Annotated in this window: 9 protein-coding genes; 3 read left to right on the plus strand and 6 right to left on the minus strand. The window is 71.8% G+C overall.

Translation table 11 applies throughout. The features are described 5' to 3' along the window. Positions 1 to 316: 316 nt before the first annotated feature. A complete protein-coding gene (locus tag SAM23877_RS29640; protein ID WP_053139680.1) occupies positions 317 to 2,962 on the minus strand; it encodes a cellulose binding domain-containing protein in 2,646 nt (881 codons plus the stop codon). Positions 2,963 to 3,210: 248 nt separating this feature from the next. Then, positions 3,211 to 6,132, minus strand: a complete 2,922-nt coding sequence (locus tag SAM23877_RS29645; protein ID WP_053139683.1) for a glycoside hydrolase family 48 protein — start codon at positions 6,130 to 6,132, stop codon at positions 3,211 to 3,213. A 512-nt stretch (positions 6,133 to 6,644) separates the two neighbouring features. On the opposite strand from SAM23877_RS29645, the gene SAM23877_RS29650 reads away from it, so the two are divergent. Both SAM23877_RS29650 and SAM23877_RS29655 read left to right on the plus strand, forming a co-directional pair. Then, entirely contained in the window at positions 6,645 to 8,372 is a 1,728-nt protein-coding gene (locus SAM23877_RS29650) for a glycoside hydrolase family 6 protein (RefSeq protein WP_053139685.1), read from the plus strand. 149 nt (positions 8,373 to 8,521) lie between these two features. Then, positions 8,522 to 9,433, plus strand: a complete 912-nt coding sequence (locus SAM23877_RS29655; RefSeq protein ID WP_053139687.1) for a class I SAM-dependent methyltransferase — start codon at positions 8,522 to 8,524, stop codon at positions 9,431 to 9,433. A 46-nt stretch (positions 9,434 to 9,479) separates the two neighbouring features. Here the strand turns inward: SAM23877_RS29655 and SAM23877_RS29660 are convergent, their stop codons facing one another. From SAM23877_RS29660 to SAM23877_RS29670, 3 genes are all read right to left on the minus strand, one after another. Next, complete coding sequence (locus SAM23877_RS29660) at positions 9,480 to 10,271, minus strand: aldo/keto reductase (protein ID WP_053143018.1); 792 nt, start codon at positions 10,269 to 10,271, stop codon at positions 9,480 to 9,482. A gap of 125 nt (positions 10,272 to 10,396) precedes the next feature. Then, positions 10,397 to 12,223 carry an AMP-dependent synthetase/ligase gene (locus SAM23877_RS29665; RefSeq protein ID WP_053139689.1) on the minus strand — a complete coding sequence of 609 codons (1,827 nt, stop codon included), beginning with the start codon at positions 12,221 to 12,223 and terminating at the stop codon, positions 10,397 to 10,399. 272 nt (positions 12,224 to 12,495) lie between these two features. Continuing rightward, positions 12,496 to 13,377: a LysR substrate-binding domain-containing protein gene (locus tag SAM23877_RS29670; RefSeq protein WP_053139692.1), complete on the minus strand. Its 882-nt coding sequence runs from the start codon at positions 13,375 to 13,377 to the stop codon at positions 12,496 to 12,498. A gap of 176 nt (positions 13,378 to 13,553) precedes the next feature. Here SAM23877_RS29670 and SAM23877_RS29675 point away from each other — a divergent pair, with 176 nt between their 5' ends. Then, entirely contained in the window at positions 13,554 to 14,558 is a 1,005-nt protein-coding gene (locus tag SAM23877_RS29675; RefSeq protein WP_174532310.1) for a bile acid:sodium symporter family protein, read from the plus strand. A gap of 102 nt (positions 14,559 to 14,660) precedes the next feature. Here the strand turns inward: SAM23877_RS29675 and SAM23877_RS29680 are convergent, their stop codons facing one another. Continuing rightward, a complete protein-coding gene (locus SAM23877_RS29680; RefSeq protein WP_053139696.1) occupies positions 14,661 to 16,538 on the minus strand; it encodes an exo-alpha-sialidase in 1,878 nt (625 codons plus the stop codon). Positions 16,539 to 16,572: the final 34 nt, after the last annotated feature.

The raw sequence follows: 16,572 nt of genomic DNA on the forward strand, positions 1-16,572 counted from the left end.
CAGCCCCTGCCGGCGCTGAGCTGGAGCGGCCCCGTCCGGTCACGCGGGCGGGGCCCGCTGCCGTCCGGGTGCATCCGCAGGCCGGGCGCAGGGAGAAGGACGGGGTGAGGGCTCATCCTCGGGACCCTCGCCGCCCCCGGTGACCCGGCGGAATCACCACCGGGGGCGGCCTCAGCCGTGCGGCCCCGGACCAGGCTTCTCGCCGGCCGGTCGGTCAGCGTGCCGAGGGGCTGCGAACCGCCGACGGGCGAGAAGCCGATCCGGATCGAGGCCGCCCCCGACTTCGAGTCGGAGACGGCGATCTTCACGGGCCGGGTCAGCCGGCGACCGAGCACTTCCCGCCCGCCACCTCGAAGACGGACGGCACCGCGTTCGTCCCCGACCAGCTCCCCGTGAAGCCGAAGTTCACCGAGGCGCCGGGGGCCACGTTGCGGTTCCAGTCGACGTTCCTCGCCGTCACCGTGGTGCCCGACCGGGAGTGCTCGGCGTTCCACATCTGGGTCACCCGCTGGCCGTTCGCGAAGGGCCAGCCGAGGGACCAGCCCGTCCAGGGGGCCGTACCGGTGTTGGTGAGCCGGACGTCCGCCTGGAAGCCGCCGGACCACTGGTTGGTGATCGTGTACGTCACCGCGCAGGCGGCCGTCGGCGTCGGGTCGGGGCCGGGACCGGTGCCGGCCGTGTCGCCGTAGACGACGCCCCGGCCGTTGGTCGCCACGTACACCCGCCCGTACACCCGCGGGTCACCGGTGATGGCGGCCCCGGTCCAGCCCCACTGGTGGGCGTCGTCGTTGACGCGGGTCCAGGTGGCGCCCTGGTCGGTGGAGCGGAAGATGCCGCGGACACCGCCGATCTTCGCACTGGTGTAGAGGGTCTGGTAGGAGGCGCCCGGCGCCGCCTTGCCGAAACCGATCGTGTCGGCCGCCTCGACGTTCGGGAGCCCGGTGAAGGTCGCACCGCCGTCCGTCGAGTGCCACAGGCCGTACGGCCCGTCCGGCGCGCCCCCGGCCAGCCACACGTCGCCCTCGCCGCCCGGCAGGGCCTTGAAGCGGACGCTGTCACCGGCGGGCAGGCCGGTCGCCGCCGACGCGGTGAAGGTCGCTCCGCCGTCCTTGCTGACGTAGAACGTGCCGGACTTGAAGCCGTAGAAGGTCTTCGGGTCCACCCGGTCGGACTCGACCACCGCGCCGGCCGGGATGCCGCTCGACGCCTGCCAGGACGTGCCGAAGCCCGTCGTGTGGTGCACCCCGGTGCCCTCGGGGCTCCACACGAAGCGGCTGCCGTCCGCGCCCGCCGCGACCGTGCCGCCGCCGCTCACCCCCGCCGGGTCGGTCCCGCCGAACCAGGTGGCGCCGTTGTCCGTCGAGAACGCGATGTGCGGGCCGGAGTCCAGGTTGCCCGCCCGGACGACCGTGTCCGGCTTCGCCTCCGCGAAGTCCAGGCTCGTGGAGGAGGTGAAGTTCGGGGAGGTGAACATCATCGAGGGGACCTCGGTCAGGCTCGTGTGCCGGAAGCCGCCGACGTCACCCAGCGCGCTGAGCAGCGGGGCCCCGGAGGGCGGAGAGGCCAGGTCGTTGACCGCCGTCTCCTCCAGGCCGCGCACCATCGGTTCGATGGCGAACTTGCCGCCCGAGTCCCAGTTCGTGAGGTTCTCCGTGCCGTAGATCGTCGCTCCCGTCCCGTACATCATCCGGTCCGGGTCGAACGGGTCGATCTCCAGTGCCTCCGTCATCCAGCCCAGCTTCGGCGTCTGCTCGGGCGGCGTCGGGTTCGCGCCCCAGGTCAGCCACGGGGAGGAGGAGACGTCCATCGTGTACCGGTTCTCACGCTCCGGGTACGACGTGTAGTTCCAGGCCTGTGTCCAGGACGCGCCGCTGTCCGTGGAGCGGAAGATCTGCGTGTCCGGCCACCAGGAGCTGTACGCCGTCGCCATCACCGTCCCGGGGTTCTGCCGGTCGACGGTCAGGCCGCTGAAGCCGTAGAAGGTGTCCGCCTCCGCGACCGGACTGATGTCCGTCCAGGTGCCGGTCGCCGTCGCGTAGCGGAACAGCCGGCCCTTGCCGCCGTCGTACGGGCCGCCCGTGTCGCTGTACGCGAGGTAGAGGTAGCCGTTCTCCGCGTCCAGCACGCCCTTGTGGGCCAGGTGCCCGGTGGGCTGCCCGGCGACGCGCTGCCAGGTGGCGCCCGCGTCCGTCGAGCGGTAGACCGCGTTCTCCTTGTCGGCGACCCCGACGTAGACCGTCTTCGTGGGTGCGCCGGCGGAGCCCGTCGACTCGTCGAAGGTCACCCAGACGATGCCCTGGTTGTCGGAGGCGTAGCCGCTCGCGTCGGAGGGGTCCTGCGCGTAGTTGCCGGGGTTCGGGAAGGCCGTCACCTCGGACCAGGTCACCCCCGCGTCCGTCGACCGCCACAGGCCGTTGCCGCTGGGCGCGCCCAGGTACAGCACGTCGTTGTCGTGCGGGTCGACGGCCAGCCGTTCGCCCATGCCGCGGCCCGGCATGTTGCCGCCCAGCTTGAAGGGCAGGTCGGTCTTCTCCCAGCTAGCGCCGCGGTCAGCGGACCGCAGCACCGCGCCGTTGCCCGGGTCCCAGTCGTTGGTGTACGTGCCGACCGCCGCGTACACCCGGTCCGGGTCGACGGAGTCGGAGGCGACACTGACCACGCCGGTGTGACCCCAGTCGTCCCAGCCGACGTGGTCGAGCAGCGGCGTCCACGTCCGGGTCGCCTCCTGCCAGCGGTAGGCGCCGCCGATGTCGGTGCGGGCGTAGGCGAGGTCCTTCTCGGTGCGGTTGAAGACGATGCCGGGGACGAAGCCGCCGCCGTCGATGCGGGCGTTCTTCCAGGTGTAGGTGTCGGCGGCGACGGCCGCCTTCGGTGCGTCGGCGGCCAGCGCGGCGGGCGGACCGCCGGTGAGGAGGCCGGCTCCCAGGGCCAGCAGGAGGGTGAGGATCCGGGTTCTTCGCACGGTGGGGAACCGTCCTTCCGTCAGGAGCAGAACACATGCGAGGGCCGGGCGGCCTCGGCGTGGACGAGGGCCGCCCGGCAGGTGGTCCCGCCGTCCGGTGGCGGAACCGAGCACACGGAGCCGTCAGACGCCACCGTGGGTGGGACGTTGCCCGTGACGCCCCCGTCAGGGGCGCGGGGAACTGCGCGACCGGCCACGCACGGCCCGCAGCCGAAACACCGCCCCACCCGCGGAGCGCCTCGCGGGGGCTATTCGAGCAGCTCCGCGTACGAACCCATGGCGAGGGCTATGTCCGCCTGGGCCCAGAACCGGTGGTACGTGAAGGTGGGCGCGGCACCGCCCGCGAGATAGCTCTCGATCTTCGACCAGGACGGGTCGTCCTGGTAGAAGGAGCGGATCGAGGAGAAGGTCGACGACGCGTCGATCCTGTCGCCGTTCGGCATGGTCCCGGTCCAGCCGCTGGGGACGTGCACCGGGTCGTCGAAGCGGTTGTAGTCGGCGCGGGTCTCCGGGACGGCGATGCCGAGCGCGTCCTGGTTGTTCTCCCACATGCCGTCGAGCAGCGCCTTGGCGGTCGCGGCCGCCTCCGTGTCGCCCGAGCGGTCGGCGTAGTACGTCAGGGTCTTGGCGTACGCCGCCGCCACGCCCACGTCGTTGGTGTAGTCCGCGACGGTGACGTGCAGGTCGCCGTTGGCACCCGGCGAGGTGGCGTTCCAGGTGTCCGGCTTGCCCGACCACTTCAGCGTCGAGGGCATCAGGAACGTGCCGTCCGGGTTGACCGTCGTCTCCGACAGCGCCCAGTCGACCCACTTGTCCAGGACCTCCTTGGCCCGTGCGTCGCCGCTCTGCTGGTAGTACTCGGCGACCCGCTCCATGGACCACGCCTGGAAGCCGAACCACTGGTTGGACGGCGGGTCGTGGTACACCGGCTTCTCGTCGTAGTACATGCCGTAGAACGTCGGCGTGCCGGCCGGCGGGGTCGCGTACCGGCCCGCCCAGCTGTTGGTCGCGCCGCCCGCGATGGCACCCTCGTCGGACTGGAGCCAGCGGTAGAACTCCACCTGGCGGTCGAGTGACTTGGCCCAGTCGGACGCGCCCGTGGCCGACTTCGGCTTCAGGTCGTCGTAGGTGCTCAGCGCGTACGCGGCCAGCGGGTTCTGGTAGCCGCCGTGGGTGTGGCTGGAACCGATGCGCCAGGCCCAGCCCGCCGAGGTGTCCACCGCGCCGCCCCAGGCGTAGTACCAGGACAGCAGGTAGTGCGAGGAGTCCTTGCCGGTGCCCGCCGGGCAGCCGGCCGGCCCCACGCAGTTGCCGACCTTCTTGAAGTACTTGTCGAACATGGCGTAGCGCAGGTAGTCGCCCATCTTGGCGGCCTTGTCGAGGGTGCCGGCGATCTCGTCGCCCTTGCCCTGCTCCTCGGCCCACTTGTCCGCCCAGTACGCGGCCTGCACGGCCCGCGCGTCGGCGTCCGGGGCGTTGGTGAACTTCCACTGCTTGGCGTAGGACGCGTCACCGGTGAACAGGTCCAGGTAGCCGTTCTTGCCGCCGTACTTGAAGGCGTCGCAGGTCGGCTGCGGCACCGTCTCCCACACCGACTCCTGCGCGCCGCGCTGGAAGGTGTTGATGTACGAAGGGCCGGTGTCCGACGGACCCGCCTCGCACTTGCCGGGCGAGTTGCCGTAACCGTAGGTGTTGTCGACGTCCTGGAGCCAGTGCATGCCGTAGACGTCGTCCGTGCCGTACGCCGACTTCAGCTCGCCGGCGATCGGGTCGGGGCCGACGGAGACCGCGCCGTCCAGCTTGGCCGGGTACTCCTCGGGCGTGTCCAGCTCGGGGGCGTACGTCGCCGGCTTCGAGGCGTTGTAGGCCGAGTTGGTCGGCTGGTCGGCGTGGGTGGGGATCATGTACGTCTCCATAATCTCCCAGGCGTTGTTGAACCGCTCCCAGTCACCGGTCACCTTGCCGTACATGGCCTGGAGCCACAGCAGGTAGCTGTACGCCTCGGACGTGGTCTCGTGGCCGTGGTCGGGGGCCTCGACGATCAGCGTCTCGACCGAGTGGTACGGGATGCCCTCCGGCGAGAAGTAGCCGTTCGCCGGGTCGGTGATCTTCCCGTAGAGCTCCAGGAACCGGGCGTCGTAGTCCTTCGCCGCGGCCAGCTGCGTCACGGTGACCGCCGCCTTGCCGTGCCCCGGTGCCGTCGACTCGAAGACCGCCGAACCGCTGCCGGAGGCGTCGGCCGCGACGGTCACCTTCTGGGCGGTGTTCCAGTTCGCCGGGGTGAAGGTGAGACTCGCGCCGCCGGTGACGGTCAGGCCGGTGTTGCCGCTCGCGCGGGCCGTCGTCACGGTGACGTTCGCGGCCGGCTGCTTCGACAGCTTGACCTCGTAGGTCCCCGACTCGCCCTGCTGCACGCCCAGTTGGGCCGGAGTGGCCACCACGGTCGGTCCCGAGGCGACCGTGATGCCGACCGGCGTCGAGTCCCCGGAGGCACCCGTGCTGTCGTACGCCTTCGCCACCAGGGAATGACTGCCCACGGTCAAGCCAGAGGCGGAGTACGTGTACGGCGAGCTGGTGTCGGTGCCCAGCAGCCGCGTGTCGTCGTAGAACTCGACCTTGCTGATCGTGGCGCCGTCGGCGGCGGCCGCCGTGGCCGCCAGCGGGACCGCCTCGCCCTGCGAGTAGACCGCGCCGGCCTCCGGGCTGGTGAGTACGGTGATCGGCGGCTGGTGCGCGCCGGCGCAGGCGGTGCCGTTGACCGCGAAGCTCGTCGGCGCGGCGTTGGTGCCGCTGTAGGTGAACTGGCCGCCGGCGGTGACGGCGGAGCCGGCCGCGACCCGGGCGTTGTACGAGGCGTTCTTCACGGTGACGGTCCGGCCCGACTGGGACCAGGTGCCGTTCCAGCCGTTGGTCAGCTTCTGGTTGCCCGCGTAGTCGTACGTCAGGGTCCAGCCGTCGATGGCGTCGGAGCCCCGGTTGGTGAGCGTCAGCTCCGCGGTGAAGCCGGAGCCCCAGTCGTTGGTCTTGTAGTCGACGCTGCACCGGAGTGCCGCCGCCTGGGCGGGGGACGAACCGGTGCCCAGCAGGGTGAGGGGTAAGGCGAGGGCCGCCAGCGCGGCCGTCCACAGGCGCCGCGCGGTGCGGCGTCCGGGTCTGTGTCCGGGATGCATGGTGCTGGTTCCTCCTTGCGGCTCGGGGAGGGTGGGGGAGGAGCGACAAGCCTTGAACCAGTGGGAGCGCTCCCATAGTGAAGAGGGCGCCCGAAGCGGTCAAGATGTGTGAACAGTCGAAAAGATTCGACAGTCGGCGGCGGGAGAAAGTTGGTAACTCCTCTGTTCTTTGCCGTCACTTGGCGCTACCTTCGCTGAACCAGTGGGAGCGGTTCCATCAGTCGACGCGTTGGTCACGGCGCGCCTGAACTGCGAGGAGTCGCTCATGCGCCACCCCCCGCTCCATCTTCCGCGTTCAGGACTTTTAGCCGCCGGTGCGGCCCGTCCGACGCGTCACCGGCCGGCCCGCCGGCCCGTACCGCCCCCGGGCGCTTGCACCGTGCCCGCGGGTCGTTCCTGAGCTCCCCCGACCGGCGGCACCCCCATGCCGTCCGGCGACGGGCCGCGCCCGAGACGGCGCGCGGTCCCGGACGACAGCACCCGCACCCCCACGAAAGAAGGAATGCGTACTCATGACCCGTAGCAGAACCGCGATGCTCGCCGCCCTGACGCTGGTCGCAGGGGCCTCCGGCACCGCTCTCGCCGCCCACTCCGCGAGCGCCGGCGCGGCAGCCGTCCCCTGTACCGTCGACTACAAGGTGCAGAACGACTGGGGCAGCGGCTTCACCGCCGCCGTGACCGTCACCAACAACGGTGCGGCCACCTCCAGCTGGTCGCTCGGATGGACGTACGCCGGCAGCCAGAAGGTCACCAACAGCTGGAACGCGAAGGTCAGTCAGAGCGGTGCCGCCGTCACCGTGGCCAACGAGTCCTACAACGGCACCCTGTCCACGGGGGGTTCGGCGAGCTTCGGTTTCCAGGGCACCTACAGCGGCAGCAACGCCGTCCCGGCCACCTTCAAGCTCAACGGTGTGACCTGCAACGTCGACGACGGCGGTTCGACCGACCCGGACCCGACCGATCCGCCGGACCCCGGTGGCCCCTCCGACCGGGTGAACAACCCCTACGCCGGTGCCAAGGTCTACGTGAACCCCGAGTGGTCCGAGAAGGCCGCCGCCGAGCCGGGCGGCTCCCGTATCGCGAACCAGCCCACCGGCGTGTGGCTCGACCGGATCGCCGCGATCAACGGCGTGAACGGCGGCATGGGGCTGCGCGACCACCTCGACGAGGCGCTGACGCAGAAGGGCTCCGGCGAACTCGCCGTGCAGCTCGTCATCTACAACCTGCCCGGCCGTGACTGCGCGGCCCTCGCCTCCAACGGCGAGCTGGGCCCGACGGAGATCGACAAGTACAAGACGCAGTACATCGACCCGATCGCCGCGATCCTCGCCGACCCGAAGTACGCGGGCCTCAGGATCGTCACCACCGTGGAGATCGACTCGCTGCCCAACCTGGTCACCAACGTCTCCGGGCGGCCGACCGCCACGCCGAACTGCGACGTGATGAAGGCCAACGGCAACTACCAGAAGGGCGTCGGCTACGCCCTGAACAAGCTCGGCGACATCGACAACGTCTACAACTACGTCGACGCCGGACACCACGGCTGGCTCGGCTGGGACAGCAACTTCGGCCCCTCCGCCGACATGTTCAAGACCGCCGCCACCACCGAGGGCGCGACCGTCTCCGATGTGCACGGCTTCATCGTCAACACCGCCAACTACAGCGCCCTGAAGGAGGAGAACTTCAAGATCACGGACTCGGTGAACGGGACCTCCGTGCGCCAGTCCAAGTGGGTCGACTGGAACCAGTACACCGACGAGCTGTCCTACGCCCAGGCCATGCGCGACAAGCTGGTCTCGCTCGGCTTCGACCAGAACCTCGGCATGCTGATCGACACCTCCCGCAACGGCTGGGGCGGCACCGCCCGGCCCACCGGACCGGGCGCGACGACCAACGTGGACACCTACGTCAACGGCGGGCGCTACGACCGCCGCATCCACCTCGGCAACTGGTGCAACCAGGCCGGAGCCGGCCTCGGTGAACGCCCGAAGGCCTCTCCCGCCGCCGGGATCGACGCGTACGTCTGGATGAAGCCCCCGGGCGAGTCCGACGGCGCGAGCAAGGAGATCCCGAACGACGAGGGCAAGGGCTTCGACCGGATGTGCGACCCCACGTACGAGGGCAACGCGCGCAACGGCAACAGCCCCTCGGGCGCCCTGGGCGACGCCCCGGTGTCCGGCCACTGGTTCTCCGCGCAGTTCCAGGAGCTGATGAAGAACGCCTACCCGCCGCTGTCCTGAGCGGACTCCGGCGTAGCTGACGCCGTCGGGGTCCGGCCCTGGCCGGCCGGGCCCCGGCGACGCGCTTTTTGCGGTTGCGGCAAGGGAACTTGCCTCCCGGTGGTGAGTCGTCGCACGCTGACGGCAACGCGAACGGGAGGCCGACCACCATGGCGCACGACCACCACCAGCACGGGCACGACCACCGCGGACCCGAACACGGTCACGCCCACGACCACGCGGACATCGACTGGGCCGACCTGGCACCGCTGCTGGAGGCGCAGGCGGAGCTGTACACGCCGCTGTACCGGCAGGCCATGGCCTGGCTGGCGCGGGAGGTGACCGAGCCCGGCCTGGTCGTCGACGTCGGCAGCGGCCCCGGCGTCGTCTCCTGCCTGTTCGCCGACACCTTCCCCGGCGCCCGCGTCGTCGCCGCCGACGGCGCCGCACCGCTGTTGGACCGGGCCCGCGACCGCGCCGCCCGGCTCGGCCTCGCCGACCGCTTCGGCACCCTCGCCGGCGACCTGCCCGGCGTGCTGGGCGAGCTCGACCACCCGGCGGACCTGATGTGGGCGAGCCAGAGCCTGCACCACCTCGGCGACCAGCGCGCGGCCCTCGCCGCGCTCGCCGGACACCTGGCCCCCGGCGGCACACTGGCCGTCCTGGAGGGCGGGCTCCCGGCCCGCTTCCTGCCCCGCGACCTCGGCATCGGACGCCCCGGGCTCCAGGCCCGGATGCACGCGGTCGAGGAGGACTACTTCGCGGAGATGCGCGCGGCACTGCCCGGCACCGTGGCGGAGACCGAGGACTGGGCCGCGCTGCTGACCGCGGCGGGCCTGAAGCACACCGGCACCCGCAGCTTCCTGCTGGACCTGCCCGCGCCCCTCACGGACGAGGCCCGTGCGTACGTCGCCACCTCCCTGTCCCGGCTGCGCGACCGGATCGCGGACGGCCTCGACGCCACCGACCGGGCCACCCTCGACCGGCTGCTCGACCCCGCGGACGAGGCGGGCGTCCACCGCCGCCAGGACGTGTTCGTGCTGCTGGCGCACACGGTCTACACGGCGGTACGGCCGGCCTGACGCGCAAGGGCCCGGCCGCCACCGGCCGGGCCCCTTCGCGGGCACGTCAGGCCCCGTTGAACTCCGCCGGGTCCGGGCCCAGCCGCCGGTCCTCGTTCAGCGCGCTGATCGCCGCGAGGTCCTCGGTGTCCGGGGAGAAGCCGAACACGTCGATGTTCTCCTCGATCCGCGACGGCGTCACGGACTTCGGGATCACCACGTTGCCGGTCTGCAGGTGCCAGCGCAGCACGACCTGGGCCGGGGTGCGGCCGTGCTTCTGGGCGATCGCCACGATCGCCGGGATCTCGAGGATGCCCTTGCCGGAGCCGAGCGGCGACCAGGCCTCGGTGGCGATGCCGTGCTCCGCGTGGAACTCGCGCAGCGCGTGCTGCTGGAGGTGGGGGTGCAGCTCGATCTGGTTGACGGCCGGGACGACCGACGTCTCGCCGATCAGCCGCTCCAGGTGCTCCGGCAGGAAGTTGGAGACGCCGATGGCCCGGACCCGGCCGTCGGCGTGCAGCTTCTCGAACGCCTTGTACGTGTCGACGTACCGCTCCTTGGCGGGCGTGGGCCAGTGGATCAGGTAGAGGTCCACGTACTCCAGGCCGAGCTTCTCCAGCGAGGTGTCGAAGGCGCGGAGGGTGGAGTCGTACCCCTGGTCGCTGTTCCAGAGCTTGGTGGTGACGAAGAGGTCCTCGCGGGCCACGCCGGAGGCGGCGACGGCCTTGCCGGTGCCCTCTTCGTTGCCGTAGATCGCCGCTGTGTCGATGCTGCGGTACCCGGCCTCAAGCGCCTGGGCGACGGCCGTCTCGGCCTCGTCGTCCGGCACCTGCCAGACGCCGAAGCCCAGCTGGGGCATCTCGACGCCGTTGTTCAGGATGATCGGGGGGACCTTGCTCACGAGCTCTTGATCCTTCGGTTGTGGTCAGGTGGTACTCACATCGTCAACGATCACGGGCCGTGATGCATTCCTGACCGGCGAACTCAGGCCGTGTACAGCGCCTCGACCTCCACGCCGTAGGCCTTCTCGATGGCCTTGCGCTTCAGTTTCAGCGAGGGCGTCAGCAGGCCGTGCTCCTCGGTGAACGGCTGGGCCAGGATGCGGAAGGTGCGGATCGACTCGGCCTGCGACACCAGCGTGTTGGCGGCCACGACCGCCCGCCGCACCTCCGTCTCCAGGTCGGCGTCGTGCACCAGCTCGGCCGGGGACATCCGCGGCTTGTTGCGCATCGCCAGCCAGTGGTCGACGGCCTCGGTGTCGAGCGTGATCAGGGCGGCGATGTAGGGGCGGTCGTTGCCGACGACGATGCACTGGTTGACCAGCGGATGGTCCCGGACGCGCTCCTCCAGCAGACCGGGGGAGACGCTCTTGCCGCCGGAGGTCACCAGGATCTCCTTCTTGCGGCCGGTGATGGTGAGGTAGCCGTCCTCGTCCAGCGCGCCCAGGTCACCGGTGGCGAGCCAGCCGTCGTGCAGGGTCTCGTCGGTGGCCTTGGGGTTGTTGAGGTAGCCCTGGAAGACGTTGTCGCCGTTCAGCCAGATCTCGCCGTCGTCCGCGAGGTGCACGGTGACGCCCGGAACGGGCCGGCCCACCGTGCCGAAGCGGGTGCGCTCGGGCGGGTTGGCGGTGGCCGCCGCCGTGGACTCGGTCAGGCCGTAGCCCTCGTAGATCTGCACACCGGCGCCCGCGAAGAACAGGCCGAGCCGCCGGTCCATCGCCGAGCCGCCCGACATGGCGTTGCGGATGCGCCCGCCCATCGCGGCCCGCACCTTGGCGTAGACGAGCTTGTCGAAGAGCTGGTGCTGCATGCGCAGGCCCGCCGACGGGCCGGGGCCGATGCCCCAGGCCCTCGCCTCCACGGCCTCCGCGTACTTCACGGCCACCTCGACGGCCTTCTCGAAGGCGCCCGCCCTCCCCTCCTTCTCCGCCTTGCGCCGGGCCGCGTTGAACACCTTCTCGAAGATGTACGGCACGGCCAGGATGAAGGTCGGTCTGAAGGCGGCCAGGTCCGGCAGCAGGACGGCGGCGTTGAGCTGCGGCTGGTGGCCGAAGCGGACCCGGCCGCGGATCGCCGCGACCTCCACCATCCGGCCGAAGACGTGGGCGAGGGGCAGGAACAGCAGGGTCGCCGCCTCGTCGCCCTTCTTCGAGTGGAACACCGGCTCCCAGCGCTCGATGACCGTGTCCGCCTCGTACATGAAGTTGCCGTGCGTCAGGACACAGCCCTTGGGGCGGCCCGTGGTGCCCGAGGTGTAGATGACGGTGGCGACCGTGTCGGGCGTGACCGCCTTCCGGTGCCGGTGCACCACCTCGTCGTCGAGGTGGGCGCCCGCGTCGTACAGCTCCTGGACGGCGCCGGAGTCCAGCTGCCACAGGCCCCGCAGGTGCGGCAGCCGGTCGATGACGGTGGCGATGGTCATCGCGTGGTCCTCGTGCTCCACGACCGCGGCCGTCACCTCGGCGTCGTACAGCATCCACAGGCACTGCTCGGCCGAGGAGGTCGGGTACACCGGCACCACCTGGGCGCCGATCGTCCACAGGGCGAAGTCGAAGAGGGTCCACTCGTAGCGGGTGCGGGACATGATGGCCACTCGGTCGCCGAAGCGGACGCCCTGGGCGAGCAGGCCCTTGGCGAGGGCCAGCACCTCGTCGCGGAAGGCTCCGGCGGTCACGTCCCTCCACTGCCCGGCCTCGTCCTTGCGGCCCAGCGCGATGTGCTGCGGGTCCTCCCGCGCATGGCGGAAGACGACGTCGGCCAGACCGCCCACCGGTGGTGCCGACGTCGACGGAGGACTGGTGAACTCGCGCAAACCCCGCTCCCCGCTTCTGATGAGCCCCCGCACAGCGCGGTGAAAGCTACCCCACCCGGGACGGGGGCGGGAGGGGTGCCTGAGTCGAACAGCGTTCATGTTCGCGCTGGTCAACGACGCAAAATGCGCTCACATGGGGAAGGGTCGGACAGATTACTGACGGATGAGTAAGTTTCGGTGCCGTAATCTCCACCGAATCTGTACGCCCCGCTTACCGCCGGTACGGAGCCGGGTGCCGGGCCACCGGATGCGGGCCGGGGCGTGCGGCCCGCCTATCCGAGACCCGCGCGCTGCGGCCGTTGCAGCCGGTCGCCGCGCGTCAGGATCGCCGCCGCGAGGGCGTCCGCCGCGCCCTGTGCCGAGGGGTGGCGGCGGCCGTGCACCAGCACGAAGTCGACCCGGCCCAGCTCGGGCAGCCCGGCCCGGTCCGGCACCCGCACCAGGCCGGGCGGGACGAGTCCCCGGGAGTGCGCCATCACGCCGAGACCCGCGCGGGCGGCGGCGAGCAGACCGTTGAGGCTGCCACTGGTGCACACGATGCGCCAGTCACGGCCCTGCCGCTGCAGGGCGTCCAGCGCCAGCGCCCGGGTGATGCCCGGCGGCGGGTAGACGATGAGCGGGACGGGACGGTCCGGGTCGAGACGCAGCCGCTCCGCGCCGATCCACACCAGCCGGTCGCGCCAGACCGGCTCGCCCCGCGGGTCCTCGGGCCGCCGCTTGGCCAGCACCAGGTCGAGCTTCCCGGCGGCCAGCTGCTCGTGCAGCGTCCCCGACAGCTCCACCGTCAGCTCTAGGTCCACCTCGGGGTGCTCGTGCCGGAAGCCCTCCAGGATCTCCGGCAACCGGGTCAGCACGAAGTCCTCCGACGCCCCGAACCGCAGCCGGCCGCGCAGCCGGGTGCCGGTGAAGAAGGCGGTCGCCTGCTCGTGCACCTCCAGGATGCGGCGCGCGAACCCCAGCATGGCCTCCCCGTCCTCCGTCAGCTCCACCGAATGCGTGTCGCGGCTGAACAGCTGCCGGCCGGTGGCGTCCTCCAGCCGCCGCACGTGCTGGCTCACCGTCGACTGGCGCAGCCCGAGCCGCCGGGCCGCCTGCGTGAAGCTCAGCGTCTGGGCCACCGTGAGGAACGTGCGCAGGTGGGAGGGGTCGTACATCCCGTCAGCCTATCGGCGATCGTGATGGCAGTCAGAGCGGTATACCGGATTCCCGATCGCGGAGCGAGGGAGCACGATAGAGCGGGGGGCGGGGGCCATGACGCCCGTTCCCGCCCTTCGGACGACAGCGAACGAGCAAGTGGAGAACCGTGAAACGCCTGCGACGGCCACGTCGGATGCCGGTCGACCCCTACATCCTGCTGCTGCTCGGCACGGTCGGCCTCGCGGCGCTGGTGCCCGCCCGCGGCGCGGGTGCGGACGTGGCCTCCGGCGCCTCCACCGCGGCGATCGCGTTCCTCTTCTTCCTCTACGGTGCCCGGCTCTCCACCCGTGAGGCGATGGACGGCGTGCGGCACTGGCGGCTCCACGTCACCGTGCTGGCCTGCACCTTCGTCGTCTTCCCGCTGCTCGGACTCGCCTCCCGCGGTCTGGTCCCGGTGCTTTTGACCGACCCCCTCCAGCAGGGCCTGCTCTTCCTCACCCTGGTCCCGTCGACCATCCAGTCGTCGATCGCCTTCACCTCCCTCGCCCGCGGCAACGTGCCGGCGGCGATCTGCGCCGGGTCCTTCTCCTCGCTGGTCGGCATCGTCGTCACCCCGCTGCTGGCCGCCGCCCTGCTGGGCAGCGGCGGGGGCGGGTTCTCCGCCGACGCGCTGGTGAAGATCGTGCTGCAACTGCTGGTGCCGTTCGTGGCCGGCCAGCTGCTGCGCCGCTGGATCGGCGGCTTCGTCGCCCGGCACAAGAAGGTGCTCGGGCTCGTCGACCGCGGCTCGATCCTGCTGGTCGTCTACACGGCGTTCAGCGCGGGCATGGTCCAGGGCATCTGGCACCGGGTCAGCCCGGTCCGGCTCCTCGGGCTGCTGGCCGTGGAGGCCGTGCTGCTCGCCGTGATGCTGCTGCTGACCTGGTACGGGGCGAAGGCGCTGGGCTTCGGCCGGGCGGACCGGATCGCCGTCCAGTTCGCCGGGTCGAAGAAGTCGCTCGCCGCCGGGCTGCCGATGGCGAGTGTCCTGTTCGGCGCCCAGGCCTCGCTGGCCGTGCTGCCGCTGATGCTCTTCCACCAGATGCAGCTGATGGTGTGCGCGGTCATCGCCAAGCGCCGCTCGCACGATCCGGAGGCGGCCACCGCGGACGACTCCGCGGCTCCCGCGCGCGCCGCGGTCGGCACCGCCGGCCGCTGAGCCGCCTGCGCGCGGCGGGCCACTGCGACGCCGCGATGGGGTCGGCCCGGTCGGAGAGTCGTCGGGGTGTGGTCGGCCTGGTCGCTGAGTCGTCGGGTGCGGTCAGCCGTTCGCGTCCACCCGGTCCATGGGCAGGTGCAGCACCGTGTTCCCGAGGGCCGACGGTGGATCGCCGGCGGCGATCTCCTCGTCGGTCAGCGCCCGGTTCCACACGCGTACCTCGTCGATCGCGCCGGTGAAACGCGCCCGGCCGTCCACCCGCTCCCCGACGTGCACGCCGAAGGGCGAGTTCCGGCTGACCGAGCCGGGCACGTCCGCCGTGCCGCCGACCGCCGAGCCGTCGAGGAAGAGCGTGAGCCGGCCGCCGCCGCGACGCAGCGCCAGGTGGTGCCAGGCGCCGTCGTTGTGGGCGCGTTCGGTGCGGACCCGGGCCGAGCGCGGGGCGGACCCGCCGTCGCGGGTGGTGATCAGCCCCTGGACGCGGTCGTCGCCCGGCTCGGCACGCAGCCACACCTGGGGCTGAGCGGGGCCGACCCCGCCCATCCACAGCAGCGGATGCTCCCCGTCCGCCGCCGTGTACCGGAACCGCAGCGAGGCGGTGAAGTCCCCCTCCCCGAGCGGAAGCCGCTCGTCGAACGGCAGGCGTACGGCGTCGTCGGCGCCGTCGAAGGAGAGGGCGCCGCCCACCGCGCCGTCCGTCACCCGGGCGCCGCCCAGGACGGCCGCCGGAGCGGCGCCCGGGGCCCTGTCGGCAGTGGTGGGACCGGCGGCCCGGCGCGGCTGGAGCCAGTCCTCGGTGAAACGGGCGAAGCGGATCTCGTCGCGCGCGTCGACCGCTCCCGCCTCGTACAGCAGGCCCACCGTCCCGTCGTCGACGGCCACCATGTCGGAGTAGCCGGACCAGTCCCGGGTGACGACCGTGCCGCGGTCCACGCCGTCCCAGGTCGCGCCGCCGTCGTAGGAGGAGCGGATCGTCATCGTCCGGCGGCGGTCGGGGTCGGCGGGGGCGGACAGCAGCAGCCGGTCGCCCAGGCGGAGCACCGAGCCCTGCACCTGCGGGGTGTACAGGTCCGGCAGAGCCCGGAAGGGCCCGGCGAAGCTGTCACCGCCGTCGAGGCTGACGGCCTGCGTGCGGTGGCCGAGGTCGGTGCCGTTCTCCTCGCGGCCGCTGACCAGGAGCGAGCCGTCGGCGCGTTCGGTGAGGGCGACCTCGGACGGCTTCTGCCGGAAGGTGCCGTCGGCGGCGACGGGCCAGGTGTCGGTGGCACCCACCCTCCAGTGCTCGCCGCCGTCGTCGCTGACCACGAGCGCCGCGTGGTGGGCGGTGACCCGCTCGCCGTCCCAGGTCTCGGCGTTGACGCCGACGACGAGCCGACCGGGACGGCTGCCGCCGGTGAGCTGGACGCCGTGCACAGGGCCGGTCGCGTACCAGGAGTTCCAGTCCGGCGGCAGGATGCCGGCGCTCAGGTCGCGGGGCGCGGACCAGGTGCGGCCGTCGTCGTCGCTGTACTGGAGGTGGGGCGTGCGGGCGCAGGGCACCGCGCAGCCGGCGGCGTCCGTACGGCCCGCGTTGTACGTCTCGAGCAGCAGGACGCGACCGGTGGTGCGGTCCACGACCGGGGCCGGGTTGCCGTGGGTGTCGCCGCCGCCGTCGTTGACGACCTGGAGCGGACCCCAGGTGCGTCCGCCGTCGGTGGAGCGCTTGACGACGATGTCGATGTCGCCGGCGTCCCCGCAGTTCAGGACGCGGCCCTCGGCGAAGGCCAGCAGGGTGCCCTCCGTCGTCCGCACGATCGCCGGGATGCGGAAGCAGGCGTAGCCGCCCGGGTCCCGGCCCGCCTCGAACAGGATCTGCTGCTCGAACCGGGCCGCCCCGCTCCCGGGTTCGGCGTGGGCGGGGAGCGGGGCGGCGGCCAGGGCGCACAGGGAGACGAGGGCGAGCAGGGGGGAGCGCGGACGCACGCGGGGAGGTGACGGCATGGATCGGTCTGCCCTTCGGGCGGCTGGTCGGGAG

Origin of the sequence: Streptomyces ambofaciens ATCC 23877 (assembly GCF_001267885.1) — a bacterium.
GTDB classification, from domain to species: Bacteria; Actinomycetota; Actinomycetes; order Streptomycetales; family Streptomycetaceae; genus Streptomyces; species Streptomyces ambofaciens.

Coding starts and splice junctions, on each gene's coding strand:
- SAM23877_RS29645 (WP_053139683.1), bottom strand. CDS start 6,132: ATGCATCCCGGACACAGACCCGGACGCCGCACCGCGCGGCGCCTGTGG.
- SAM23877_RS29650 (WP_053139685.1), top strand. CDS start 6,645: ATGACCCGTAGCAGAACCGCGATGCTCGCCGCCCTGACGCTGGTCGCA.
- SAM23877_RS29655 (WP_053139687.1), top strand. CDS start 8,522: ATGGCGCACGACCACCACCAGCACGGGCACGACCACCGCGGACCCGAA.
- SAM23877_RS29660 (WP_053143018.1), bottom strand. CDS start 10,271: ATGCCCCAGCTGGGCTTCGGCGTCTGGCAGGTGCCGGACGACGAGGCC.
- SAM23877_RS29670 (WP_053139692.1), bottom strand. CDS start 13,377: ATGTACGACCCCTCCCACCTGCGCACGTTCCTCACGGTGGCCCAGACG.
- SAM23877_RS29675 (WP_174532310.1), top strand. CDS start 13,554: ATGCCGGTCGACCCCTACATCCTGCTGCTGCTCGGCACGGTCGGCCTC.
- SAM23877_RS29680 (WP_053139696.1), bottom strand. CDS start 16,538: ATGCCGTCACCTCCCCGCGTGCGTCCGCGCTCCCCCCTGCTCGCCCTC.